The organism is Umezawaea endophytica, from assembly GCF_025061645.1.
GTDB lineage: Bacteria > Actinomycetota > Actinomycetes > Mycobacteriales > Pseudonocardiaceae > Umezawaea > Umezawaea endophytica.
The window spans coordinates 62,400-85,338 of record NZ_JANYMP010000005.1; the positions used below are offsets into that span (position 1 = coordinate 62,400).

Consider the following 22,939-nt stretch of genomic DNA (forward strand, 5'->3'; position numbering starts at 1 on the left):
TTACCTGCGACCGCCGGATTGCGGACCCTGCCGCACCGATCGGGTCAGAGGTCGAAGTGCGCGGCGGCCGTCGCGGTGCCACCGTCGGCCAGCACCCGGCGGAGGAAGTCGCGGTACGCCAGCACGTCGCGCGCCGCCTCCTCGAACCACGCCCACGGGTCCGCACCGCCGCGAGGACGGCGGCTACGCTGACCTCGGCACCACGTCGATCGAGCCCCCCGCTCTCGGCGGTCCGGCCGCCACTCCCCCTCGTCGCACGGAGGAACCCGCCATGCCCAAGTACGTCCTGACCGGCACGCCCGGCGCCGGGAAGACCGCCGTCCTGCGGCTGCTGGAGACCAGGGGCCACGTCGTCGTGGAGGAGGCCGCGACGGACACCATCGCGCTGGACCACGCCCTCGGCCACCGGGAACCGCAGCACGACAACGCCTTCATCGACCGGATCGTGACGCTCCAGCGGTCGCGGGAGCGACTCGCCGGGGCGTCCACCGCCTTCTTCGACCGCTCGCCGGTGTGCACGCTGGCGCTGAGCCGCTACCTCGGGCTCACGACCTCGCCGCTGCTCGCGCGCGAGGTCGACCGGGTCTTGGCGGAGCGCGTCTACTCCACGACGGTCTTCCTGGTCCGCAACCAGGGTTTCGTCCAGCCCACCGCCGCCAGGAGGATCGGCTTCGCGGACTCGCTCGACTTCGAGCGGGTCCACGAGCGGACCTACCGCGAGCTCGGGTTCGAGCTCGTCGAGGTGCCCGCCGGTCCGCTGACCGAGCGCGTGGCGCTGGTCGAGCGGACCGTCGGGCGCCTCCCTACCCCACCGTGAACGTCACCGTGAGGAAGTCCCCGTTCCGCACGACCGCGCGGGCGGGCTCGTTGTTCAGCTCCACCGTGCGGATCCCCGGCGCGTACACGGACATCGTGACGCGGCCGGTGCCGACCTCCGGCCCGCCGCCGACCCGATCCGCCGTGCGGTGCACCGCGAGCCGCAACGTGGTCCCGTCGTAGACGGCCGAGGCGTTGCGCAGGACCTTCGGCGCGCCACCGCCGGTCACCCTGATCCACTCGCGGCCGTCCACCGCGACCGACGACCGGTCGAGCAGGTCGACGCTGACCGGTTTGCCGCCCGCGCGCCGGACCAGCGCGTAGCCGCCGTCGAACAGCACGTCGTCGCGCCGGTCGCCGGTCAGGTCGACGCGGACGTGGCCCTGCGCGACATGGGTCGCGGCGGTCACGGCGCCGGGGGCCGCCGCCGAGCGGGTCTCCAGCAGGGTGGTGAACCTGGTGGCGGCCAAGCCGTCGCGGCGGGCCAGCACGAACGGGATCCGCTTGCCGTCGGTGGCCACTCCGGGGCCGGTGGTCCGCACCACGGAGGTCGCGACCGGTTCCAGGGCCCGCGCCTCCAGCACGGCGTTCGGGGTCGTCCACCGCGCCGACCAGTCACCGGTCCCGGCCCGGCCCTCCGCCACGACGCGCAGTTCGTCGTAGCCGAAGTCCTTGTCGTTCGGGTCCAGGACGCAGTCCTCGCCGCAGCTCGGCGCGCCCATCACCGGGCCCTGCACGGCGAGTTCGCCGAGGCCGTGCCACGACTGGTCGAAGCGGTGCGGGGTCGTGCCGGTCGCGTCGAACACGTCCACCGCGTACTCGTCGGTCATCAGCTCGGCCCGCCGCAGCGACACGTCGGGGATGCTCGCGTAGGGCTTGTCCGCCTTGGCGTCCACCACCTTCAGCCGCGGCGTGGTGCCGAAGAACGCCAGTGCGCCGCGGACGTTGCGGTCCTGGCTGCGGCCGTCCACGACGACCGTGTTGTGCGACACCGATTCCCGGTACCAGTTGTCGGTGAGGTCGCGGTTGTCCGCGCCGTAGATCTGCCCGAGGTCGGTGGACTGGTTACCGCCTCCGCCGACGATGTCGAGGTGCAGCTTGTCCGCGTGGCCGTGGGTACCGCCCGCGACGCCGTGGTCGAGCCGGAGCGCGTTGGCCTGGAAGGGGTCCACGGCGCCGGAGAACCGCAGCACGACGTCGTCGAACAGGGCGAGGCCGAGCGCGTTCTCCACCACCAGCGAGACCCGTGCCGCGATGGCGTCCTTCGGCACATCGGCCGACAGCGTCCGCGAACGCCACCCGAGCGGGTCGCGGAACGCGGTGCTCACGGGGGTCATCACGCCGGACGGGGTCACGAACGACAGCTCGACCCGTGCGCCGCCCTGGTCCCGCAGCGGGATCAGCGGGGACAGCGTGCGCGCGTCGAGCCGCACGGACGTGACGTTCCCGCCGCTCACGGGGACGTCGGTCGTCCACCCACTGCGGTCCGGCCCGCCGACCACCTTCGCCGCCGCCGAGCCGCGCTCACCGAACGGGGCGACCTCGGCCCGCCCTTCGGCGCGCCACCCGGTCGAGCCGTCCTCGAACCCGCCGTTGCGCGCGAGGTCGTCGACGAACAGGTCGACGTCGTCCACGGCCAGCGTGCCGCGCACCGCGATCCGCACGGCACGGGCCGACGCGGGCACGTCGAGCCCCAACTCCTTCGAGGTCCACGAGGTGACGCCCTGCACCGGCAGCGTCGCGGTGCGGACGTCCCGACCTGCGGCGTCCAGGAACGTGACGTCGATCCTCCCGGTACCCGTCGAGCGCACCACCGCCTGCAACCCCAGGTGCGCGACGCGCGTGCCGTCGAGCGGGAACTCCTGCTCGGCACGACCGCCGGTGACGGACAGGGAGCGTTTGCCCGCGAAGGCCCCGCGGTCGGCCCAGGAGGCGCCGTCGAGCCTCCAGAACGACGGCGCGGCGGCGTTGGACACCGACGCCTCCTCCAGGCCGCCGTTCGGCACGAGGTTGGGTGAGTCCGACGAGCGCAGCACGGTCTCGCCCAGTCCGTCGAAGGTGGCGCTGGTCTGCCGGGGGCCGCTGAAGCCGGGGATGGCGTCGGCCCCGTAGCGCAGCGCCCACCGGTCCGTCCTCGGGCGGGCGAGGTTCCGGTAGGCCAGTGAGAGCCCCGTGGCGAAGTCGCGCGAGCCGTACTCGGCGTAGGCCCACTCGGCCATGGCGGTGAAGCTCGGCCCGAAGCGCCTCCCCCACGTGCCGCCGTCACCCGCGGCCGGGATCGTCAGGTCGGGTTGCAGGTAGGGCAGCAGGGTCGTGTGCATCGACCGGAACCGCTCGTCGCCGACGTAGTCGCGCTCGCCCGCGTTGCGCGCGGAGATCGCGAGCTGCGTCAACGCCTGCACCGCGTACACGTGGTAGCTCGCGGCGCCCTCCCACCACCAGCCGTCGGCCAGGCGGGCCTTGTCCAGCAAGAACTCCGCGCCCATCTGCGGGTCGTCGAGCGCCCACTTCCGCAGACCCGCGTCGTCGACGGCGGTCCCGACCCCGTGCACGGCGGCGACCGTCCACGCCTGGAAGTTCGACGTCACCGTGGGGTAGGCGATCACCAGTTCCGCCAACGGTTTCAGCAGGTTGTGCTCCACGTCGACGCGGTCCGCCTCGGACAGCGCGTCGCGCACCAGGTCGTAGGCGTCGACCAGGCCAATGGCGGCCACCGCCTCGTCCAGCGACTGGTAGTGCACCCGCCCGTAGAGCACGCTCATCGGGACGGACAGGAACCGCTCGGCGTAGTAGACGAGGATGTCGCGGGCCTTCACGGCGTACCGGGCGTCGCCGGTGACCCGGTAGGCGAGCCCGAGGTCGGCCGCGGCCTGCGCGGCGTTGTTGTGCCAGATCTCCACCCACGCGGCGTCCAGCAGCGGCCCGGTGTGGGTCGAACCGTCGATCGGGCAGCGGTGCAGCGTCGGCGAGCGGTAGTCGAACTCCAGCGAGGTGTTGGTGCCGGGGCACTTGAAGTTGCCGCTCCACCCACCGTGGTCGACGGGCTGGTCGAGCGGGCGGTCCAGCCACGCGTCGGCCTCGGCCTTCACGGTGGTGTCGAACGCCTTGGCCGCCCAGTCCTGGCCCGCGATCCGCCGCTTGAGCACGTCGAGCTGGGCGGGGGTGGTGTAGGTGCGGGGCGGGCCGGTGGACGCCGTCGCCTTCTCGACGCGGAACGTGGCGGGCTGCGCGAGCGCCGCGTCACCGGCCGGGGTGGCGGTCAGCACGGCGCTCCCGCCCGCGGGCACGGCCACCCTTACGGTCGCGGACTGCCCTGGCCGCAACAGCGGCGTCGCGGCGGGCGTCACCGTGCCGGGGCCGTCCAAGGCGAGCTGGAGCACGTCGGCCACGGCCCGGCGGTTGGTGACGGTGGTGAGGAACGTGGCCGACGTGCCGTCCGCGGCCTTCCTGGTCTCCGCGTCCGGCGCGATCCACGGCGACTCCGGGGTGACCCGGACGTCGTCCACCCACGCGGTGCCGGTGGCGTTCTGGATCGCCGGGATGATCTGGAGCTTGGTCATCAGCGGTGGCACGCGGAACGACCCGGAGATCGTGGTCCAGTCTCGCGAGCCGGTGAGCACGCCGTTGAGCAGGCCGGACGCGGAGTAGACGCTCGCGCCCGCCGCGTCGGTGTAGAGGAACCCGATCGACACCCGCAGGCCGCCGGGGAAATCGGTGTAGTCGGCGGTCTCGACCCGGTCGAGCCTCACCTTCGCCGAGACGTGCACGAGCGGCCAGGTCTTCTGGTCCAGCGGGACCGTGACGAAGCCGCCGATCTTGCGGGTGGGCGAGGCGTCGATGCGCAGCGACCTGGTGCCGTGGGACGCGGTGGTCGGGTCGACCCGGTAGGTGTCGCTCAGGTACGGGGTGCACCAGGCCGGTGCGGGGCAGGTGTCGGTCGAGGGCGTGGTGAGCTCGAAGCTGGGGTTGGCGACCAGGTTCACCCACGACGCCGGGGTGACCGACAGGTCGTCGAACCGGGCGGTGCCCGTGGCGCGGTCGAGCGCGACCGACAGGAACGCCGACACCGTCCCGGCGGGAACGGTGTGCACGTCGGACCGCTCGGTCCAGTCCTGCGTGCCGGTGAGGGAGACGCCCTTCCAGGTGCGCTTGCCGGTGGCGTCGACGAACGCGACGCTGATCTTCGCGGCGTTGTCGGCGGTGGCGCCCGGCACGACGCCGTCGAGCTTGACGAAGCCCCCGATCCGCACCGAGGCGACCCGGCGGGCGTCGACGGCGAACGACGCCGAGGTCGCGCCCTCCCAGGACGTTCCGGTGGCCGAGGTGACGGCGAGGGACGCCGTTCCGCCGTGGCCGCCCTGGTCCCGTCTCGCCGCGCCGGAGAGCGTCCACGCGGAGGTGGTGTTCTCGAAGCCGCCGTCGCGCAGCGACTCGTGCGCGACGGGGCCGTCCGCGGCGGGTGGGCCGGGTTCGGCCGACACGGCCGGGGTGGACGCGGCCACGGCCACCGCGGTGGCGGCCACGACGACGAACGCTTGCAGCACCGCGATCGGTCTTCTCATCGGATTCCTCCAGGAAATCCCGCAGTCATTCCCTTTGAGGGAACGAATTCCACGGTCCCAACACCTTGCCGAGATCCTGCGACACGACGAATGTCCAGTCAACAGCGGGTTTTTCCGCGAGCGTCCACACGGGAATCAATGAGGAATGACTTCACCTGCCGTTGACCCGCCGTCGCGACACTGGCGATACTGCTTGCCCAAGTGGTGTAGACCACATCACCTCCCGTCCGCCCGCGGGTCCGACACCAGTGGAGGAGAACCATGAGAACCCTGCCGATGCTCGTGCTGTCCGCTTGCGCGGCCCTGGTCGCCACCACCATCGCCGCCCCTGCCGCGATGGCAGCTTCGCTGAACAACACCTTCGAACGCCCGACCGCCGGTTCCTCCTACCCCCGAGCCCAGTGGGGCACCGACGGGTGGAGCGCGCCGTGGGACCTCGGTCTCGACAACCGCACGCTGATCGACTCCAGCGTCAAGCGCAGCGGCTCCAAGTCGTTGCGGGTGACCTACCCGGCCCGGCAGATCGGGCCGGAGAACTCCGGCGCCTCGGCGCCGTTCGCCATCCCCAGGGCGCGGGAGTACTACGTCGCGCAGTGGGTCCGGTTCAGCCCGGACTTCAGTTGGGGGACGACCCAGTTCGCGGGCAAGATCGGGATCGGTCTCGGCGCGGGCGCGTCGTGCTCCGGTGGCGTCCCCTGCGACGGCTACAACGGCTTCACGTCGCGCTTCATCTGGCGCAGCGGCGGCAAAGCCGCGATCTACTACTACAGCATGGACCACGCCGGTCAGTACGGCGACTACCGCGACCTCAGCGTGGGCGGCTCCACCGTCTACTACCCGCGCGGGCAGTGGGTGGAGATCGTCCAGCGGGTGCGGGTCAACACCGTCACCAACGGCAACGCCAACCCCGACGGTGAGATCCAGGTCTGGTACAACGGCCAGTCCGCGGCCCTCATCTCCGGGCTCAAGTTCGTCCGCAACGGCGACCTGATCGACCGCGCCTACCTGTCGTCGTTCCACGGCGGGGCCGACACGACGTTCGCCCCGACCAACACCTCCTACATCTGGTACGACGACCTGAGGGTCAACACCAGTCCCGTCTAGGCGATCCACAGGTCCCGTCCACCCAACCGGGTGGGCGGGACCCGTGCGGTCAGGGCGTCACCGCCTGCCGGGGGACGTCCACCGGGTGGCCGCGGTCGGCGGCCTCGTAGACCGCGAGCGCCGCGGACACCACGGACCGGCCGTAGGCGCCGCCGACGTGCTCGCCCGCCCGGCCGGTCGCGACGGCGACGAACCCGTCCAGTTGGGTGCGGAACGCCGACCGCAGGTGCTCGGGGCTCGCGGGCACCAGCGTGGTCACCGCGCCGTCGCGCAGGAGCAGGAGGCCGTCGGCGGCCGACACCCGCAGCGTCACCTCCGGCATCACGACGTCGGTCTCGTCGACGTACGGCACGCCCCGGCTGGTCAGCACGACGCTCGCCGCGACGCCGTTGGCGAGTTCCACCAGCGCCAGCGAGTCCGTCTCGACGTCCATGCCCTCGCGGCCCCGCACGACGCTGCTGACGCGCTGGATCTCACCGCCGCCGAACCACTGGATGCGGTCCAGGCCGTGGGTGCCGACGTTGAGGACGATGCCGCCGCCCGCGAGGACGGCGTCGAAGAACCACGCGGGCCGCGAGTCGCGGTCGTAGTGGGCGGACCGGCGGTGCGCGATCAGCAGCGGCGCCCCGAACTCGCCGGAGGCGATGAGCCGCCGGGCCTCGCGCGCCACCGGGTCGAAGTGGATCACGTGCGCGACCGCGAGCAGCGTGCCCGCCTCCTCGCAGGCCTCGATCATCCGCGAGCAGTCCTCGACGGTGGTCGCCATCGGCTTCTCCACCAGGACGTGCAGCCCGGCCCGCGCGGCGTCGACGACCTGCTGGGCGTGCAGGGCGTGCGGGGTCGTGACGATCACCGCGTCCAGCCCGGCTTCGGCGATCATCCGCCGGTGGTCGGTGTGCACCGCGACACCGGGCCCCGCCAGCACCTCGGCCGCCTCCCGGCGCACGTCGCAGATGGCGGCGATCTCGTAGGAGTCGGCACCGGCGGCGGCCGTCACGTGCAGCGCCCCGACAGCTCCGGCGCCCAGCAGCCCGATCCGGAATGAGGTCATGCGTCAGTTCCTGCTCTCTCGTCGCGATGGCGTCAGGCCGAGGCGGTCAGCGCGGGTTCCGCGAGCCGGGCGCCGCAGGACGCCCGGATCACGAGGCGCGGCTGGATCAGCACCTGCTGCGAGGGGACGTTCGGGCCGCCCTCGACGCGGTGCAGCAGCAGTTGCGCGGCGAGCGCGCCGACCTCGGTCTTGGGCGGGGAGACCGCGGTGAGCGGCACGTCCCCGACCTCGGCGACCTCGTCGTCGTAGGCGACCACGGCGAGGTCGCCGGGCACCGACAGCCCGAGCCTGCGCACGGCCACCACGAGCGCGGCGGCGTCGCGGTCGCCGTGGCAGAACACCGCGGTGACGCCCGCGGTCGCGCACTGGCGCGCGTAGGCGGTGATCTCCTGGGGCTGCCACAGGAGCCTGCGGGAGCGCACGCGGGGGTCGACGTCGACCTCCAGCAGCGCGGTGGCCTTCTCGAACCCGTCCGCGACCTGGTCGGCCGTGCCGGTGTTGACCCGGCCGAGGAACCCGATCCGTTGGTGGCCGAGGTCCCGCAGGTGGCGAACCGCCTTGCACACGCCGCCCGCGTGGTCCGCGCCGACGAACGTCGTCGGGTCGTCCGGCTCCGGCGAGGGCGGGCGGCGTTCCGCGAGCACGTACGGCACCGGCAGGTCGCGCAGACCGTCCACGTAGGACTGGGGGTCGTCCATCAGGTGCAGGCTGGGCACCAGGACCAGGCCTTGCACGCCGGTGTCGAGCATCCCGCGCAGCTCGTCGCGCTCCACGTCGAGGTCGTACTTCGAGCACACGAGCACCACGCCGAACCCGGCACCGCGCAGCACGCGCTGCAAGCCGTCGATGACGCGCGGGTAGTAGTAGGTGGTCGACGGGACCAGCACGCCCACCAGCCGTCGTCCGGGGGCGGTGGGAGCGGGTTCGGGGCACACGAACGTACCGGCGCCCTGGCGGCGCAGCACGACCTGCTCGCGCACGAGCTGGCCCACCGCTCGGCGGATCGTGTTGATGCTGACCGACAGGGTGTTCGCGAGTTCCCGTTCGACGGGCAACTGGTCCCCCGGCGCCCAGGACCCCTCGGCGATGTCCTGGCGCAGACGGTCAGCGGCCCATTGCCATTTCGGGCGGGCGGAATGAAGGAATGAATCCTCCGATTCAGCTGCTGTCATGCTGGGAAGAATGACCTATTCCTGCCCTTGCCGCAAGAGGTGACCTGTGATTTCGTGGTTCCGATCGACAAAGTTGCAGAAATTCATTCCTTCCAAAGAATGAATTCGACATTCCGGAGAGTGCGCCGCGATGGGCGAAGAAGAACTGGACGAAGAACTCGGCAGGCCGAGTCCCGCGCTCGTCGGGGAGGCGGCGGGGTGGGCCGGTGACGTCGTCGTACTCGGGGCGGGCGGCAAGACCGGGTCGGGCATCGCGGGCATGGCCCGGCGCGCGCTCGACGAGGCGGGCCGGGCTGATGTGCGGGTGCGGGCGGTGTCGCGCTGGTCCGACCCGGACAGCCGCGACCGGGTCGCCGCTCGCGGGGTGGAGGTCGTCGCGGCCGACCTCGCGGACCCGGCCGCGGTGGCGGGACTGCCCGACGCCGAGGTCGTGGTCTTCCTGGTGGGCGCCAAGTTCGGCACCGCGGACGCGCCCGAACAGGCGTGGATGACGAACGCGGTGCTGCCCGCGTACATCGCCGAGCGCTACCCGCGGGCCCGGATCGTCGCCCTGTCGACCGGCAACGTCTACGGGATGACCGAGCCGGTCGGCGGCGGCAGCGTGGAGACCGACGAGCCACGACCCGAGGGGAACTACGCGATCACCTGTCTGGGCCGCGAGCAGGTGTTCACCCACGCGGCGCGGACCAGGGGCACGCCGGTCGCGCTGGTCCGGCTCAACTACGCGTGCGAGCCGCGCTACGGCGTGATCGCGGACCTGGCGCGGCGCGTGCTCGACGGCGAGCCGGTCGACCTCGGGACCGGCGCGGTCAACGTGGTGTGGCAGCGGTACGCCAACGAGGTCGTGCTGCGGTGCGTCGCGCGTGCCTCCGACGCGCCGTTCGTGCTCAACCTGACCGGCCCGGAAACGGCGTCGGTGCGGTCGATCGCGACGCGGCTCGCGGACCGGCTCGGCGCAGAGGCCGCGTTCACCGGTTCCCTGCCCGGTACGAGCCTGCTCAGCGACGCGTCGCTGTGCCACGGGCTCTTCGGCTACCCGGACCGCACGCTCGACGGCCTGATCGACCTCCAGGTCGAGTGGCTGCGCGCGGGCGGGCACCTGTGGGACAAGCCCACGAAGTTCGAGCGAAGGGACGGGCGGTTCTGATGGACGCCACCAGGACCGCGCTGCTGCGCCGGGGCACGGTGATCCCGGCGCACCCGCTGGCGCTCACCGCCGACCGGACGCTCGACGAACGCCGTCAACGCGCGCTCACCCGGTACTACCTCGACGCGGGCGCGGGTGGTCTGGCCGTCGGAGTGCACACGACCCAGTTCGAGATCCGCGAGCACGGCCTCTACCGGCCCGTGCTGGAACTGGCGGCCGAGGAGTTCGACGACCGGCCGTTCCTGCGCGTCGCCGGGGTGGCCGGGCCCGCACACCAGGCCGTGCGGGAGGCCGAGGTCGCGCGGGAACTGGGGTACGACGCCGTGCTCGTCTCCCCCGGTGGCCTGCCCGACGCGTCCCCGGCCGACCTGCTCGACCGGAGCGCGGCGATCGGCGAGGTGCTGCCGGTGATCGGCTTCTACCTCCAGGAGGCGGTCGGCGGCCGGTACCTGCCGCGCGACTACTGGCGGCGGCTCGCCGACCAGGAGTCGACGGTCGCGGTCAAGGCCGCGCCGTTCGACCGGTACCGCACGCTGGAACTCGTCCAGGGCGTCGTCGACTCCGACCGCGGCGCGGACGTTGCGCTGTACACGGGAAACGACGACAACATCGTCGGCGACCTCCTCACGCCGTTCCACGTGGGCGGCGAGGTGCGCCGGTTCGTCGGCGGGCTGCTCGGCCACTGGGCCGTGTGGACCCGCACGGCGGTGCGGCTGCTGGACGACGTCCACGCGGCGTGGGACGGCGACGTCGAGGCACGGCGGCGCGCGGAGGCGTGGACGGCGATGTGCGTCGACGCCAACGCGGCGGTGTTCGACGTGCGCCACGGGTTCGCGGGCGTGATCGCCGGGGTGCACGAGGTGTTGCGGCGTCAGGGCTTGCTGGCAGGCACCTGGTGCCTGGGCCCCGCGGAGGCCCTGTCACCCGGCCAGGCCGACGAGCTGACCCGCGTGCACGGCGAGTACCCGTACCTGCGCGAGGAGGACGACTTCGTCGCCGCGGGACTCGCGCGCTGGCTGACGTGACGCGGTGTGGGCACCCGTCCGCCCACGGGTGCCCACACCTCGGCGGCCGGCACACGTGGTGCCCGCCCTGGCCGGGACGAAGGGCGCGACGCCCCGGCCAGGTCTCTACTTCACCGCCCCCGCGGTGGCCCCCGCCTGGATGTAGCGCTGGAAGCACACGTAGGCGAGCAGCACGGGGAGCATGGCGATGGTCAGCCCGGCGAACAGGCCGCTCCAGTCGCTCTGGTAGCCCTGGCTCGTCGACAGCGCCGCCAACCCCTGCGCCAGCACGTAGTCCTCCGGGTCGGGGTTGAGCACCAGCGGCAGCAGGTACTGGTTCCACAGCCCGAGGAAGTTGAAGATCGCGACCGACACCAGGCCGGGCCTCGCCATCGGCAGCATCACCCGGAAGAAGACCCCCCAGTGCGTGCAGCCGTCGATGAACGCCGCCTCGGCCACCGCGCTCGGCAGCGACCGGAAGAACGCGTGCAGGAAGAAGACGGTGAACGGGGTCGCGAACGTCGCGTACACCAGGATCAGGCCGAGCTTGGTGCCCAGCAGCCCCATCTGCTCCACGGTGAAGAAGAGCGGGACGAGCGCCAGGAACGTGGGGAAGAACTGCGAGGTGACGAACAGGTAGTAGACGGCCCTGTTGCCGGGGAACCGGTACCGGGCCAGCGCGTACGCCGCCAGCCCGCCGAACAGCATCGTCAGCACCAGCGCGCCGCCGACGACGATCACCGAGTTCAGGAAGTACTGGCCGATCGAGGCCTGGCTCCACGCGCGGGAGAAGTTGTCCCACCTCGGTTCCGCGGGCAGCGTCCACGGGCTGGTGAGGATCTCGCTGTCGGACTTGAACGAGCTCGTCACCGCCCACAGCAGCGGGAAGGCGGTGACGACCGCCCAGAAGGCCAGCGCCAGGTGCAGCGGGAACCGCCTCATGCCAACTCCGTCCGGTCCTTGCCGCCGCTGCCGCGCAACGCGATCAGCGCGAACACCAGCGTGCCGAAGAACAGCGCCACGCCCATCGCGGACGCGTAGCCGAACTTCCCGTACTCGAACGCGGTCCGGTACAGCGACAGGCCCATCACCTCGGTGGAGCCGTCCGGCCCGCCTGGTCCGACGGTCATGATCTGCACCAGCGCGAACGCGTCCAGCGCCGCCATGCCCAGGTAGACGAACGCGACCTGGACGTTGTCCCGCAGCAGTGGCAGGGTGATCCGCCAGAACGTGGTCCAGCCGTTCGCCCCGTCGATCAGCGCGGCCTCGTAGATCTCCTTGGGCACGCCGTCGATCGCGGCGCTGAAGAGCACCAGGTAGAACCCGACGCCGGACCAGATCATCACCGCCATCACGGCGAACAGCGCGAGTCCCGGTTCGGCGAGCCAGCTCCGGGCTAGGCCGCCGAGGCCGACCGCCCGCAGCACGCCGTTGATCAGCCCGTTGTTCGGGTTGTACGCGAAGCCCCACAGGACCGCCACGATCGCGACCGACAGGAGCTGCGGGAAGAAGAACACGATCCGGTAGAACCGCGCGCCGCGCACACCGCCGCGGCCGGTGCGGGAGCCGCGCTGGATCATCGTCGCGAGGAATAGGCCGATACCGATCGTCGCAGCGGGCATCAGCAGCAACAGCAGCAGGTTGTTCCGGATCGAGGCGAGGAACAGCGAGTCGCCCGCGAGGCGGCCGAAGTTGGCCAGCCCGACGAAGTTCGCCGTGCCCGCGACGCCGTTCCAGTCGGTCAGCGAGAGGTAGAACGCCTGCGCGTAGGGCGACACGACGAAGACGACGTGCATCACCAGCGCGGGCAGCAGGGCGCCGATGACGAAACCGTAGCCGCGGTTGAGCTTCCGGCGGCGCTTCGGCTTCACCGGCGGCGGGGCGGGCGGGTCCGTCCGCTCCACCCGCGGGGTCAGCACGGCCCTGCTCATCGGCGCTCGTACTTCTTGACGCTGGAGTCGGCGGCGACGTCGTCGGCCGCCTTCTGGACCCGGTCGACCCACTCCGCGGGCGTGATGCGGAGGCTGACCAGCTCGCCGACGCCGTCGTCGACGGCCTTGGTCAGCGTCGGGTACCAGGTGCGGTGCCGGTAGTTGATCATGTCGGTGCCCGCGGCCTTGACCGCCTCGGTCACCGAGGTGAGCGCGGGCGAGAGCGTCAGGCCGTCGGTGGCGCCGGACACCGACGGCATCGTGCCCACGGCCTTCGCGAACTCGTTCATCGCCTTGCGGGAGAACAGCATCCGCAGGAAGTCCAGGCCACCGGGCACGTTCTTGGCCTGGCTGGGCACGAGGTAGGCCTCGCTGCTGGCGGCGTGGATGGCGTTGCTTCCCAGCTTGTCCGAAGAGGACAGTGACGGCACGGCGCCCATGACCATGTCGAACCCGGCGGGCGTCACGCTCTTCTGCTCGCTCTCCAGCCACGAGCCGCTCGGGATGATCGCCGCCTTGCCCTGGCACCACGCCCCCTGGGCCTCGGTGTGCGAGAGCGCTTCCGAGCCGGGCATGACGTACCCCTTGGCGGACAGTTCGGCGATGGCCTCGGCAGCGGCCTTCACCGACTCGTGCCGCCAGGCGTTCGGTTCCAGGTTGTCGATCGACCTGAGCAGGTCGACACCACCGCCCCTGGCGGCCATGACGAGCAGCGGGTCGGCCACGTACTCGGGGAACTTGCCCTGGTAGGTCCACGGCGCGACACCGGACTTCTTGATCTCCTCGCACAGCGCGAGCATCTCCGGCCAGGTCGACGGCCACCGCCAGCCGTTCTTCTCGAACAGCGGCTTGGAGTACCAGAGCCCCCAGGCGGTGTAGACGTAGTTGAGGCGCACGAACGACCCGTCGTAGGTGCCGTCCTCGACCACGCCGGGCAGCAGGGTGTCCCGCACCTTGACGTTGGGGTCGTCCCACGACGGCGCGTCGAGCAGGCTGTCCAGCACCTCCAACTGCTTGGACTGGTTCAGCGCGGCGATGTCGAGCCTGCCCGCGCCAGTGTTGTTGACGACGTCCGGCGGGTTGCCCGCGACGAACCGCGGCCGCAGCGTGTCGCCGACCTTCTGGATGCCCTTGTGGTCGATCACCGCGCCGGAGAACCGACTCTTGTAACCGTTCTCCGCGGCGATCACGTAGTCGTCGCCGTAGGCGCCCTTGAAGACGACGACCTCCAGGGGCGCGTCGGCCTGCACGCCGAACGGGTTGGCGGCGCTCCGGTCGCCACCGCCTGCCGACGAGGACCCGCCCCCGGATCCGCTGGTCACGCAGGCCGCGAGGCCGGGCAAGGACACGCCGAGCACGGCGGCCGCGCGCAGCACCGCGCGCCGCGAGATCTCGTTGGAGGGCATGGCGGTATCCGTTCTCGTTGACGGGTAGGGGTTTCTCAGGCGAGCGCGACCCAGCCGCAGCCCTGCCGCCAGTGGCGGCCCGCCCGCAGGTGGGTGACGATGGCGCGCTGCAACGTGGTGTCCTGGGGCAGTCGGGCGAGGTCGCCCGTGCCCGGCGGCAGGTGGAAGACGAATTCGAGGACGTCGCTGTCGCACGCCGGTTCCGGGCCGAACAGCTCGAACCTCCGCTGGAACCGGACGATGTTCGAGTCGGCGGGCAGGACGTCGGCGAGTTGCCGGTCGAGCAACCAGGACCGGCAGGTCGCGTGGTCGTAGCGCTCGTCGGGGAAGTGCTCGGCGAAGAACGGCCGGGCGAGCCGGAACGACTCGTCGCACAGGTCGGGGGTCATCGGCCCGTCGCCGGGGATGTGCACCTCCAGCACCGGGGTGCCCTGCTTCGGCCCGGTGCCACCGGCTTCGGCGTGGTACTGCTCGACGGCGAGCGCCGCGCGGTCGAACTGGAGCCTGCCGAGCCGGAACAGGGTGGCGCGGAAGTGCCGGACGAGCCAGGTCTGCCGGTCCAGTCCACCGACGCCGTAGTACTCGCGGTAGCTCGCCACCTTGGCGCCGACGTCCCGCGCGGTCGCGACCGTGACGTCGTACGGCACGCGCAGCGCGCGGTGCCGTGCCAGCAGACCGGGCAGTGCCAGCAGGTAGAGGTGCACGTAGAAGTAGCGGCCCGCCGCGCCGAGCGACGCGGGCGCGTTCGGCCAGACGACGGCGCGGCTGGGGACGGCGTCCGCGTGCAGGACCTGATGGCAGCGCACGAGCGCGGCCCACAGCTCCGGGGTTCCGCTCGGCGTGGGCAGGGTCGCGAGGACGTCCGCCCGGTCGACCTCGGGCACGTCCAGCAGCGCCAGCCGCCGCCGCGCCTCCTCGGCCCCGACTGGCTCCGGATCCGCCACGTCGGCGGCGGGCGGCTGCCCGAGCAACAGCGCCGCCCAGTCCTCGTGCTCACCCACCGGCCGTCCCCTTCCTCGCGCCGCGGCACCGCTCCGTCCTTCCGGAAGTCATTCCCCGATCGGGGGAAGGAATTCGGTGGCCACTCACCTGGTGCGGCACATCATTATGCGTGACCAGCAGTTAGTCAATGATTCATCCGGGTTCACGCGAAACTCCGTGGAATGACTGCCGAGCATTCATGCCATCATGCCTGAGCAGGCACAATCATTCCCACATCGGCAATTCATTCCTATCCGGGACGCTTGACCAGCTCCCCGGAGGAGCATTTCAATGACCCCCATGCACGATTCCCCGCTCCGGCTCGCCATCGCCGGGGCAGCACATCCGCACGTGTCCTACGCACTCGACGAACTGGCCCACCGCGACGACGTCCTGCTGGTGGGCGTGAGCGACCCGGACCCGACGCTCGTCGCCGCTTCCCACACCGACCACCGCGCGCTCCTCGCTGAACGGCGCCCCGACGTCGTCGTGGTCGCGGGTGTCTACGCCGACCGGGCCGAGGTCGTCGTCGACGCCCTGCGGTCGGGCGCGCACGTGCTGGCGGACAAACCGCTGTGCACCACCCTCTCCGACCTGGACCTGATCGAGGAGACGGCCGCGGAGACCGGCCGCGTCGTGTCGTTGATGCTGGAGAAGCGGTTCTACCCGGAGACGCTGGCCGCTCGCGCGCTGCTCGACTCCGGCGAACTCGGCTCGCTGGTCCTGGTCGCCGCGTCGAGCCCGCACAGGCTGAACCGGGCGACCCGGCCGGCGTGGTTCCTGCGGCGCGAGACCTACGGCGGCGTCATCGGCGACCTCGCGGTGCACGACGTCGACCTGGTGCTGGCGCTGTCCGGCGCGACCGAGGGCACCGTCACCGCGATCGGCGACCGGAACGCCGAATTCCCCTTGCACGGGGCGGTGTTGCTGCGCGCGGGCGACGTGGCGGCGACCATCGAGACGAGCTGGCTCACCCCCGCCGCCTCACCCTGGCACGGCGACTACCGCATGCGCCTCACCGGCACCGAGGGCACCGCGGAACTGCTGTGGGCGCGCGGTGAGCTGACGGCGACGACCAACGACCGTCCGCTGTGGACGGTGCCGCTGCCGGAGGGCGGGCGGCCCGCGGCCGACGCGCTGGTTGCGTTCGCGACCGGGCGCGTGCCGCGGGTCGGCACCGCCGAGAGCGTCACCGCGACCCGGATCGCCCTGCTGGCTCAGGACAGCGCGGACAACGGCGGCGTGGTCCACCGCTGGACGGGAGGTCCGCGATGAGGTTCGCGCTGGTGGGCGCGGGCGTGATCGGCGAGGTGCACGCGCGGCTGATCACCTCGCTGGCCGGTCGCGCCGAACTGGCCGCGGTGGTCGACGTCGACGCGGAGCGGGCACGGTCGCTCACGGCCGAGTTCGGCGGCACGCCGTTCACGTCGCTCGCGGACGCGCTGGCCGACGTCGACGCGGTGAGCGTGTGCCTGCCCAGCGGCGCGCACGCGGACGCGGCGGTGCTCGCGCTGGCGGCGGGCAAGCACGTGGTCGTGGAGAAGCCGATCGACATCACCCTCGCCGCGGCCGACCGGATCGCCACCGCGGAACAGGACAGCGGTCGCACGGTCGCGGTGATCAGCCAGCGGCGGTTCCAGCGGGCGCCCGCGTTCGTGCGCCGCGCGGTCGTCGACGGCCGGTTCGGGCGGATCACCTCGGGCACCGCGGAGTCGACCTTCTGGCGTCCCCAGTCGTACTACGACTCCGGCGGGTGGCGCGGCACCAGGGCGCTCGACGGCGGCGGCGCGCTGATGAACCAGGGCGTGCACGCGGTGGACCTGCTGCTGTGGCTGATGGGCGAGCCGGTCGAGGTGGTGGCCAGGAGCGGTCGCCTGGCCCACGACCGGATCGACGTCGAGGACACGGTGGCCGCGGTCGTCACGTTCGCGAGCGGCGCCATCGGCACGATCACCGCGACCACGGCGGCGTTCCCCGGTCTGCCCGTGCGGATCGCGGTGCACGGCGACCGCGGCGGCGCCGTCGTCCTGGGCGACGACCTCGCGCACTTCCACACCGCGGACGGCGACGAGGCTCCCGACCTGTGCGGGTCGAGCGTCGAGGACGCGCACCGGGCCCAATACGCCGACTTCCTCGACGCCGTCCGCGACGGCAGGCCACCGCTGGTCGGCACCGCCGACGGCCGGCGCGCCCTCGCGGTGGTGCTCGCCGCCTACGAATCGGCTCGAACAGGGGCGCCCGTCGCCCTGGACGGAGACAACCAGTGCGCATCGGCATAGTCGGCACGGAGAACAGCCACGTCGACCACGTCATCGACCACCTCAACACCGAGCGGGGCCACGACGGGGCGCGGGTCGTCGCGGTGAGCGGCGGCCCGAGCGAACGCAACGAGGCGCTGCGCGCCAAGGGGGACCTGGAGCGGATCGTCGACGAGCCCGGCGACCTGCTCGACCTCGTCGACGCCGTCGTCGTCGCCGACCGGCACGGCGGACTGCACCGCGCGCACGCGCTGCCGTTCCTCGAAGCGGGCCTGCCCGTGTTCGTCGACAAACCCCTGGCGTGCACGGTGTCCGACGCCGAGGCGCTGGTCGCCGCGGCACGGGCGAACAACGCCGCCCTCACCTCGTACTCGGCCCTGCGCTGGCTGCCCGACACCGACGCGCTGGCGGCCGTGGCGGGACCGGACCTCGTCACGGCGTCCGGTCCCGCGGATCCGGCCAGTCCGCACGGCGGCGTGTTCTTCTACGGCATCCACCCGGTCGACGTCGCCCTGCGGCTCGCGCGGGGCGCCGTCGGCGAGGTCGAGGTGACCCGGCTGACCGACGGCGTCATCGCCCGCGCGGCCGTCGGCGACGCCACCGTCCGGATCGAGCTGGCGTTCCCCCGTGACGGCGTGGACCCCCCGTTCCGGGGCTCGGTGCGCGCGGACGGCCGCACGACCGAGCGCGCTCTCACCCTCGACCGCCACTACTTCGTGCCGGGGCTGGAACTGTTCCTCGCCATGGTGGAGACCGGCAGGCCGCCGGTCGAGTACGACGACCTGCTCCGCCCCGTCCGGCTGCTCCACGCCATCGCGGAGGCCGTCGACTGAGCCTGCGCCCCTACCAGGGCAAGGTTCCCTCGTCGCTGGTGAAGGTGCCGGTCGGCCCGTCGGCGGCGATGGTCGCCATCCGGACCGCGGCCACGGCGCCCTGCGCGGCGGTGCGGTAACCGGCGTGGTCGTTCAGGTCGGTGGCGCAGTAGCCGGGGCAGACCGCGTTGACCAGGATGCCGTCTGGGCGCAGGTCCTTGGCGTACTGGACGGTCAGGGCCGTGAGCGCGGTCTTGGACGGGACGTAGCCCGCGGACACGAGGTGGGCCGCGGGGGAATCCTGGTCGGACATGGTGGTCAGCGACCCGGTGACGCTGGAGACGTTGACGATGCGCGGGGCGGCCGAGCGGCGCAGCAGCGGGAGCAGGGCGTTGGTGACGGTGACGACGCCGAAGAAGTTGGTGTCGAAGACCCGACGGAGGACGTCGACGTCCGCGACGGACGGGCGCTGGCCGTCCAGGTCGCTGCCGGGAGGCGCGGCGACGCCCGCGTTGTTGACCAGGGCGTCGATCCGGCCGTGCCGGGCCTCGACCTCGGTGGCGGCCGCCGCGGCGGAGGCGGGGTCGGTCACGTCGAGCACGACGGAGGTGACGTCGGCGCCCGTCGCGCGCAGTTCCGCCGCGGCCTTCTCGCCGAGTTCGGCGCTGCGGGCGCCGATCACGACGGTGTGCCCGAGTGCGGCGAGCTGGGTGGCGATCTCACGGCCGATGCCCTTGTTCGCGCCGGTGACCAGGGTGATCGTGGTGTCGTTCATGGCTCAACGGCATCACGGCGCGACTCGTGCGGGCCAACACCGATGTGGCCCCGATCGATACCCTGGCGGTATGGACGCACCTGAGACGCGGGAGCTGGCCTACTTCGTGGCCGTCGCCGAAGAGCTGCACTTCGGTCGCGCGGCCGAGCGGCTCGGCATGGCCCAGCCCCCGCTGTCGCGCGCCATCCAACGGCTGGAGCGGCGGATGGGCGTGGCGCTGCTGGAGCGCACGAGCCGGGCGGTGAGCCTGACGCCCGCGGGCGCCGTCTTCCTGGCGGAGAGCCGCAAGGCGCTCGACGCGGTCGCCGCCGCGGTCCGGCGGGCCCAGCGCTCGGGCCGGGAGTCGCCACGGCTGCTGGTGGTGATGAAACCCGAGGGCGACGCGGGTCTGCTGGGGCGGATCCTGCCCGCGTACCGACTGGACCCGGACGCCGTCGAGGTCGAGGTGGTGGTGTGCGGGATCGGCGAGCAGTCCGCGATGCTCCGCGACGGGCGCGCGGACCTGGCGTTCCTGCACGGCCCGTGGGACGACGTCAGCGGCTTCGACGTCGAACCGCTGCTCACCGAGGACCAGGTCGCCGTGCTCCCCCGCGGCCACCGCCTGGCCGACCGGGCCGCGCTGGTGCTGTCCGACCTGGACGGTGAGCAGCTCCCCCGCTGGCCCGGCGTGGACGTGGCCGGGGCGAGCGGTCCGCTGGTGCGCGACGCCTCGCAGCTCATGCAGTTGATCGCGCTCAGCCAGGTGGTCGCCGTGCTGCCGGAGACGATGCGGCGCAACGCGCGGGCGGACGTCGTGTGCGTGCCGGTGCTCGACGCGCCGAGCAGTTCGATCCTGGTGGCGTGGCCCGAGAGGACCCGGTCGCGAGCGGTGGCCGCGTTCGTCCGGGCGTGCACGGAGGTCGCGCACGGCGGTCGGGCGGTCGAGAACGCCGGGCGCTAGTGTCCCGTCAGCGTCCACGGGAGGAGACGGGTGTGCGGCGGATCGGACTCGCGACGGTGCTGGTCGACGACGTGGACGCGGCCATCGCGTTCTACGTCGACGCGCTGGGCTTCGACCTCGCGGAGGACGTGGCGCAGCCCGACGGCGGCCGGTGGGTGGTCGTGCGGCCCTCCGATGCGCCGGGAACGGGTCTGCTGCTGGCCCGCGCGGGTGCCGACGACCGCGGTCCGGTCGGACGGCACGTGGCGTTCTTCCTGCACACCGACGACTTCGCGGGCGACCACGAACGGATGACCGCGGCCGGGGTGAGGTTCCTTGAGGAGCCGCGGCAAGAGCCGTACGGCACGGTCGCGGTGTTCGAAGACCTGTGCGGCAACAGGTTCGACCTGATCCAGCCCGCGGGCTGACCCGGCCGGGTCGGGGCGTTCGTCGTAGGGTTCCCCGAGTTCCCCGACACGGGAGGTGCATCGACAGCCATGACCAAGACGCACGTGCTCGACACCGGTGGTGCCGACATCACCTACGACGTCCGCGGGCCGCTGCCCACCGCCGACGGCCGCCCGCCGCTGCTGATGATCGGCCAGCCCATGGCCGCCAGCGGCTTCGAGAGCCTCGCCTCGTTCTTCCCCGACCGCACCGTGGTCACCTACGACCCGCGCGGCCTGGACCGCAGCACGCGCAAGGACGGGCGGAGCGACCACTCCCCCGCCGTGCAGGCCGGTGACGTGCACGCCGTGGTGGAGGCGCTCGACGCCGGGCCGGTCGACCTGTTCGCGAGCAGCGGCGGCGCGGTCACGGCGCTCGCGCTCGTGGCGGCCCACCCCCAGGACGTCGTCACCCTCGTCGCGCACGAGCCGCCGCTCATCCCGGTGCTGCCCGACGCCGCGGCGGCCGAACGCGCCCGCGCGGCCGTCCGGGACGCCTACGAGGCCAAGGGCTTCGGCGCCGGCATGGCCGCCTTCATCGCGATGACGTCGTGGCGCGGCGAGTTCACCGACGCCTACTTCGCGCAGCCGCCCGCCGACCCTACACAGTTCGGCCTGCCCACCGACGACGACGGCACCCGCGACGACCCGCTGCTGTCCGACCGGTCCTGGGCCGTGAGCGACCACCGCCCCGACGTCGAGGCGCTCACCGCGGCGCCGACGCGCGTGGTGATCGCCATCGGCGAGGAAACCCTCGACGTGTTCACCGGCCGCACGGCCACGGCGACCGCCGAGCTGCTCGGCAGGCGAGCGACGGTGTTCCCGAGCCACCACGGCGGTTTCCTCGGCGGCGAGTTCGGCTACGCCGGCCAACCGGAAGCCTTCTCGCACAAGCTCCGCGCGGTGCTCGACGACCGCTGACCGGAGGTCAGGCCGCGCGCTCGGGGCTCGGGGCTGAGTGTCGGTCTCGCCGCCGGAAAGCGCCGGGGTGGACGTGGTCGGTGTCCCTCGGTCGCGACACGCTCCAGCCCCAGGGCCGGAGCGTGTCGGCGGAACCGGTGCCGCGTCGGGTTCCCCGGCCTTACCGGTCGTCCCACGGCGAGGTGTGCGACTCGTCCCAGTCGTCCTCCACCGGTGCCCGCCTCGGTTTCTGGGGCGGCTGGTCCGGTGGGTCGAGGAGGTCGGCGGCGCGGTCGCCCAGGTCCTCCGCCGCGCGCCGCTCCTCCGCGGACAGGCCTGCCAGCGTCGGCACCACGTCGCGCGCCGCCACCGCGAACGCCTCCGAGTAGGCGAGGCTGCGGGTGGCGTCGTGCAGGGTCATCCGGCCGGACAGCACCTCCCGCGCCATCTCGCCCATCACGTCCGACGGTGGCCGCCGCGCCAACGACCGCAGCACCGCCTGGCCGAGCCTGTCCTCCACCGGTCCGCTCACCGCAGCGACTCCTGCACGACCAGCGCCTTCATCCTGGTGAACTGGTAGGTGTTGACGCTGGTGTTGAACAGCTCGGCCACCTTCTGGAACTTGTCCACGCCGTCGAGCAGGCGCTTCACCAGCTTGCCGACCCTGGAGCCGATGACGGCCAGCGCCGCGCCTGCGGCAACGCGCACCAGGGGGTGCGGTGCCCCGCGCAACACCACTGTCGCCGCGGCCCCGAGGGCGGCGTTGATGACCAGGTCGGACAGAATGCCCGACGCGAGCTCGTTGAAGCTCTTCGCCGCCTCCACCGCGTTGCGGTAGTGCCCAACCAGCGTCCCGCAGAACTGCCCGAAGTCCGTCGTCGCGTTGGCCAGCGCGTGCAGGTACCACTGGGCGGCGCCCGCCTCGCGGCCCTTCCACACCTCCGGCAGCTCCAGCGCCGCGCGCGCCAGGTTCTTGCCCAGGCGTTCGCTGAACTGCTCGATCTCCACCCACGTGAACAGCACCCGCTCGAACGCCGTCCAGTCGCCGGACAGCCACCGCACCGCTTCCTCGAACGGGTCCCTGCCCGCCATCTCGTTGATGACGTCGCGCACCCACGCGGAGGGGTTGAACCAGTCCACGGAGTACGGGTCGAAGTCCCACAGCGGTTGCCGCTGCCCGATGTTCGGGTCGCGCAGCACGTCCGTCGGCTCCGCCACGTCCGAGAACTGCCTGCCCGCGAACGTCAACCCGTGGCGCAGGAAGCTCGGCGGATCCGACCCCCGGCCCAGTACCGACGCCAGGTCGCCGAACACCCGGCTGCTCTCGTCGTCGATCGTCCGGTAGTCCTCGACGCTGGCCCCGATCCCGTCGACCACGTACTTCGTCCGCTCGACGAGGTCGCCCAGGGTGCTCAGCACCAACCCCACGGCCCGCTCGTGGGCCCCGAACGTGTCCAGCAGGACGCCTTCGCCGACGAGCGTCAGCTTGCAGTACCGCTCGACGTGCGCCTTGGCCTTCTCCGCGTCCACCCGCGCCCGGTCGACCTGGGCGGTCAGCGCGGCCACGCCTTCGTCGAACATCCAGAAGGTCTCCACCACCACACCACCCCACCACCCCTCGGCGGCCCGCACGAGGTGTCGGAGCACGAACGTGA

General features: G+C 72.3%; 20 protein-coding genes. 10 read left to right on the top strand and 10 right to left on the bottom strand.

Annotated features, from left to right (window positions below; all coding sequences use genetic code 11):
* The first annotated feature begins 271 nt into the window (after positions 1-271).
* The gene (locus NZH93_RS12595; protein ID WP_259623209.1) at positions 272-817 is read left to right on the top strand and encodes an AAA family ATPase; all 546 of its coding nucleotides are present in this window, start codon (positions 272-274) and stop codon (positions 815-817) included.
* Here NZH93_RS12595 and NZH93_RS12600 read toward each other — a convergent pair.
* On the bottom strand, positions 804-5,378 hold the full coding sequence (locus tag NZH93_RS12600) for an alginate lyase family protein (protein ID WP_259623210.1): 4,575 nt from the start codon (positions 5,376-5,378) through the stop codon (positions 804-806). The two genes, NZH93_RS12595 and NZH93_RS12600, sit on opposite strands and share 14 nt — an antisense overlap.
* A gap of 261 nt (positions 5,379-5,639) precedes the next feature.
* Between NZH93_RS12600 and NZH93_RS12605 the strand changes: the two genes are divergently transcribed.
* Entirely contained in the window at positions 5,640-6,482 is an 843-nt protein-coding gene (locus tag NZH93_RS12605) for a polysaccharide lyase (RefSeq protein ID WP_259623211.1), read from the top strand.
* Positions 6,483-6,531: 49 nt separating this feature from the next.
* Here NZH93_RS12605 and NZH93_RS12610 read toward each other — a convergent pair whose 3' ends face one another.
* Both NZH93_RS12610 and NZH93_RS12615 read right to left on the bottom strand, forming a co-directional pair.
* Positions 6,532-7,533: a Gfo/Idh/MocA family protein gene (locus NZH93_RS12610; protein ID WP_259623212.1), complete on the bottom strand. Its 1,002-nt coding sequence runs from the start codon at positions 7,531-7,533 to the stop codon at positions 6,532-6,534.
* 32 nt (positions 7,534-7,565) lie between these two features.
* On the bottom strand, positions 7,566-8,705 hold the full coding sequence (locus tag NZH93_RS12615; protein WP_259623213.1) for a GntR family transcriptional regulator: 1,140 nt from the start codon (positions 8,703-8,705) through the stop codon (positions 7,566-7,568).
* A 130-nt stretch (positions 8,706-8,835) separates the two neighbouring features.
* Between NZH93_RS12615 and NZH93_RS12620 the strand changes: the two genes are divergently transcribed.
* On the top strand, positions 8,836-9,852 hold the full coding sequence (locus tag NZH93_RS12620; RefSeq protein ID WP_259623214.1) for an NAD-dependent epimerase/dehydratase family protein: 1,017 nt from the start codon (positions 8,836-8,838) through the stop codon (positions 9,850-9,852).
* Complete coding sequence (locus tag NZH93_RS12625; RefSeq protein WP_259623215.1) at positions 9,852-10,877, top strand: dihydrodipicolinate synthase family protein; 1,026 nt, start codon at positions 9,852-9,854, stop codon at positions 10,875-10,877. The genes NZH93_RS12620 and NZH93_RS12625 overlap by 1 nt, the downstream gene beginning before the upstream one ends.
* A gap of 105 nt (positions 10,878-10,982) precedes the next feature.
* On the opposite strand, the gene NZH93_RS12630 is transcribed toward NZH93_RS12625, so the two are convergent.
* Genes NZH93_RS12630 through NZH93_RS12645 form a run of 4 tightly spaced genes read right to left on the bottom strand, consistent with a single transcriptional unit; the run spans position 10,983 to position 15,194 of the window.
* Positions 10,983-11,798, bottom strand: a complete 816-nt coding sequence (locus tag NZH93_RS12630) for a carbohydrate ABC transporter permease (protein ID WP_259623216.1) — start codon at positions 11,796-11,798, stop codon at positions 10,983-10,985.
* Positions 11,795-12,787 (bottom strand): carbohydrate ABC transporter permease, encoded by a 993-nt coding sequence (locus NZH93_RS12635; protein ID WP_259623217.1) that lies wholly within the window; start codon positions 12,785-12,787, stop codon positions 11,795-11,797. The genes NZH93_RS12630 and NZH93_RS12635 overlap by 4 nt, the downstream gene beginning before the upstream one ends.
* Positions 12,784-14,193, bottom strand: a complete 1,410-nt coding sequence (gene ngcE / locus NZH93_RS12640) for an N-acetylglucosamine/diacetylchitobiose ABC transporter substrate-binding protein (protein WP_259623218.1) — start codon at positions 14,191-14,193, stop codon at positions 12,784-12,786. Before ngcE ends, NZH93_RS12635 begins: the two co-directional genes overlap by 4 nt.
* 35 nt (positions 14,194-14,228) lie before the next feature.
* Complete coding sequence (locus NZH93_RS12645) at positions 14,229-15,194, bottom strand: acyltransferase domain-containing protein (RefSeq protein ID WP_259623219.1); 966 nt, start codon at positions 15,192-15,194, stop codon at positions 14,229-14,231.
* Between the two features lie 271 nt (positions 15,195-15,465).
* Here NZH93_RS12645 and NZH93_RS12650 point away from each other — a divergent pair, with 271 nt between their 5' ends.
* Genes NZH93_RS12650 through NZH93_RS12660 form a run of 3 tightly spaced genes read left to right on the top strand, consistent with a single transcriptional unit; the run spans position 15,466 to position 18,265 of the window.
* Positions 15,466-16,449, top strand: a complete 984-nt coding sequence (locus tag NZH93_RS12650) for a Gfo/Idh/MocA family protein (RefSeq protein ID WP_259623220.1) — start codon at positions 15,466-15,468, stop codon at positions 16,447-16,449.
* A complete protein-coding gene (locus NZH93_RS12655; RefSeq protein WP_259623221.1) occupies positions 16,446-17,453 on the top strand; it encodes a Gfo/Idh/MocA family protein in 1,008 nt (335 codons plus the stop codon). Before NZH93_RS12650 ends, NZH93_RS12655 begins: the two co-directional genes overlap by 4 nt.
* Positions 17,438-18,265 carry a Gfo/Idh/MocA family oxidoreductase gene (locus tag NZH93_RS12660; RefSeq protein ID WP_259623222.1) on the top strand — a complete coding sequence of 276 codons (828 nt, stop codon included), beginning with the start codon at positions 17,438-17,440 and terminating at the stop codon, positions 18,263-18,265. Before NZH93_RS12655 ends, NZH93_RS12660 begins: the two co-directional genes overlap by 16 nt.
* Before the next feature lie 10 nt (positions 18,266-18,275).
* Here the strand turns inward: NZH93_RS12660 and NZH93_RS12665 are convergent, their stop codons facing one another.
* A complete protein-coding gene (locus tag NZH93_RS12665) occupies positions 18,276-19,019 on the bottom strand; it encodes an SDR family oxidoreductase (RefSeq protein WP_259623223.1) in 744 nt (247 codons plus the stop codon).
* Positions 19,020-19,089: 70 nt separating this feature from the next.
* Between NZH93_RS12665 and NZH93_RS12670 the strand changes: the two genes are divergently transcribed.
* From NZH93_RS12670 to NZH93_RS12680, 3 genes are all read left to right on the top strand, one after another.
* On the top strand, positions 19,090-19,959 hold the full coding sequence (locus NZH93_RS12670; RefSeq protein WP_259623224.1) for a LysR family transcriptional regulator: 870 nt from the start codon (positions 19,090-19,092) through the stop codon (positions 19,957-19,959).
* 32 nt (positions 19,960-19,991) lie between these two features.
* Positions 19,992-20,366, top strand: a complete 375-nt coding sequence (locus tag NZH93_RS12675; protein WP_259623225.1) for a VOC family protein — start codon at positions 19,992-19,994, stop codon at positions 20,364-20,366.
* 69 nt (positions 20,367-20,435) lie between these two features.
* A complete protein-coding gene (locus tag NZH93_RS12680; RefSeq protein ID WP_259623226.1) occupies positions 20,436-21,305 on the top strand; it encodes an alpha/beta fold hydrolase in 870 nt (289 codons plus the stop codon).
* Positions 21,306-21,465: 160 nt separating this feature from the next.
* Here the strand turns inward: NZH93_RS12680 and NZH93_RS12685 are convergent, their stop codons facing one another.
* Positions 21,466-21,816 (bottom strand): hypothetical protein, encoded by a 351-nt coding sequence (locus tag NZH93_RS12685; RefSeq protein WP_259623227.1) that lies wholly within the window; start codon positions 21,814-21,816, stop codon positions 21,466-21,468.
* Entirely contained in the window at positions 21,813-22,931 is a 1,119-nt protein-coding gene (locus tag NZH93_RS12690) for a hypothetical protein (protein ID WP_259623228.1), read from the bottom strand. Before NZH93_RS12690 ends, NZH93_RS12685 begins: the two co-directional genes overlap by 4 nt.
* Between the last annotated feature and the right edge of the window lie 8 nt (positions 22,932-22,939).

Coding starts and splice junctions, on each gene's coding strand:
- NZH93_RS12595 (WP_259623209.1), top strand. CDS start 272: ATGCCCAAGTACGTCCTGACCGGCACGCCCGGCGCCGGGAAGACCGCC.
- NZH93_RS12600 (WP_259623210.1), bottom strand. CDS start 5,378: ATGAGAAGACCGATCGCGGTGCTGCAAGCGTTCGTCGTCGTGGCCGCC.
- NZH93_RS12605 (WP_259623211.1), top strand. CDS start 5,640: ATGAGAACCCTGCCGATGCTCGTGCTGTCCGCTTGCGCGGCCCTGGTC.
- NZH93_RS12610 (WP_259623212.1), bottom strand. CDS start 7,533: ATGACCTCATTCCGGATCGGGCTGCTGGGCGCCGGAGCTGTCGGGGCG.
- NZH93_RS12615 (WP_259623213.1), bottom strand. CDS start 8,705: ATGACAGCAGCTGAATCGGAGGATTCATTCCTTCATTCCGCCCGCCCG.
- NZH93_RS12620 (WP_259623214.1), top strand. CDS start 8,836: ATGGGCGAAGAAGAACTGGACGAAGAACTCGGCAGGCCGAGTCCCGCG.
- NZH93_RS12625 (WP_259623215.1), top strand. CDS start 9,852: ATGGACGCCACCAGGACCGCGCTGCTGCGCCGGGGCACGGTGATCCCG.
- NZH93_RS12630 (WP_259623216.1), bottom strand. CDS start 11,798: ATGAGGCGGTTCCCGCTGCACCTGGCGCTGGCCTTCTGGGCGGTCGTC.
- NZH93_RS12635 (WP_259623217.1), bottom strand. CDS start 12,787: ATGAGCAGGGCCGTGCTGACCCCGCGGGTGGAGCGGACGGACCCGCCC.
- ngcE (WP_259623218.1), bottom strand. CDS start 14,193: ATGCCCTCCAACGAGATCTCGCGGCGCGCGGTGCTGCGCGCGGCCGCC.
- NZH93_RS12650 (WP_259623220.1), top strand. CDS start 15,466: ATGACCCCCATGCACGATTCCCCGCTCCGGCTCGCCATCGCCGGGGCA.
- NZH93_RS12655 (WP_259623221.1), top strand. CDS start 16,446: ATGAGGTTCGCGCTGGTGGGCGCGGGCGTGATCGGCGAGGTGCACGCG.
- NZH93_RS12665 (WP_259623223.1), bottom strand. CDS start 19,019: ATGAACGACACCACGATCACCCTGGTCACCGGCGCGAACAAGGGCATC.
- NZH93_RS12670 (WP_259623224.1), top strand. CDS start 19,090: ATGGACGCACCTGAGACGCGGGAGCTGGCCTACTTCGTGGCCGTCGCC.
- NZH93_RS12680 (WP_259623226.1), top strand. CDS start 20,436: ATGACCAAGACGCACGTGCTCGACACCGGTGGTGCCGACATCACCTAC.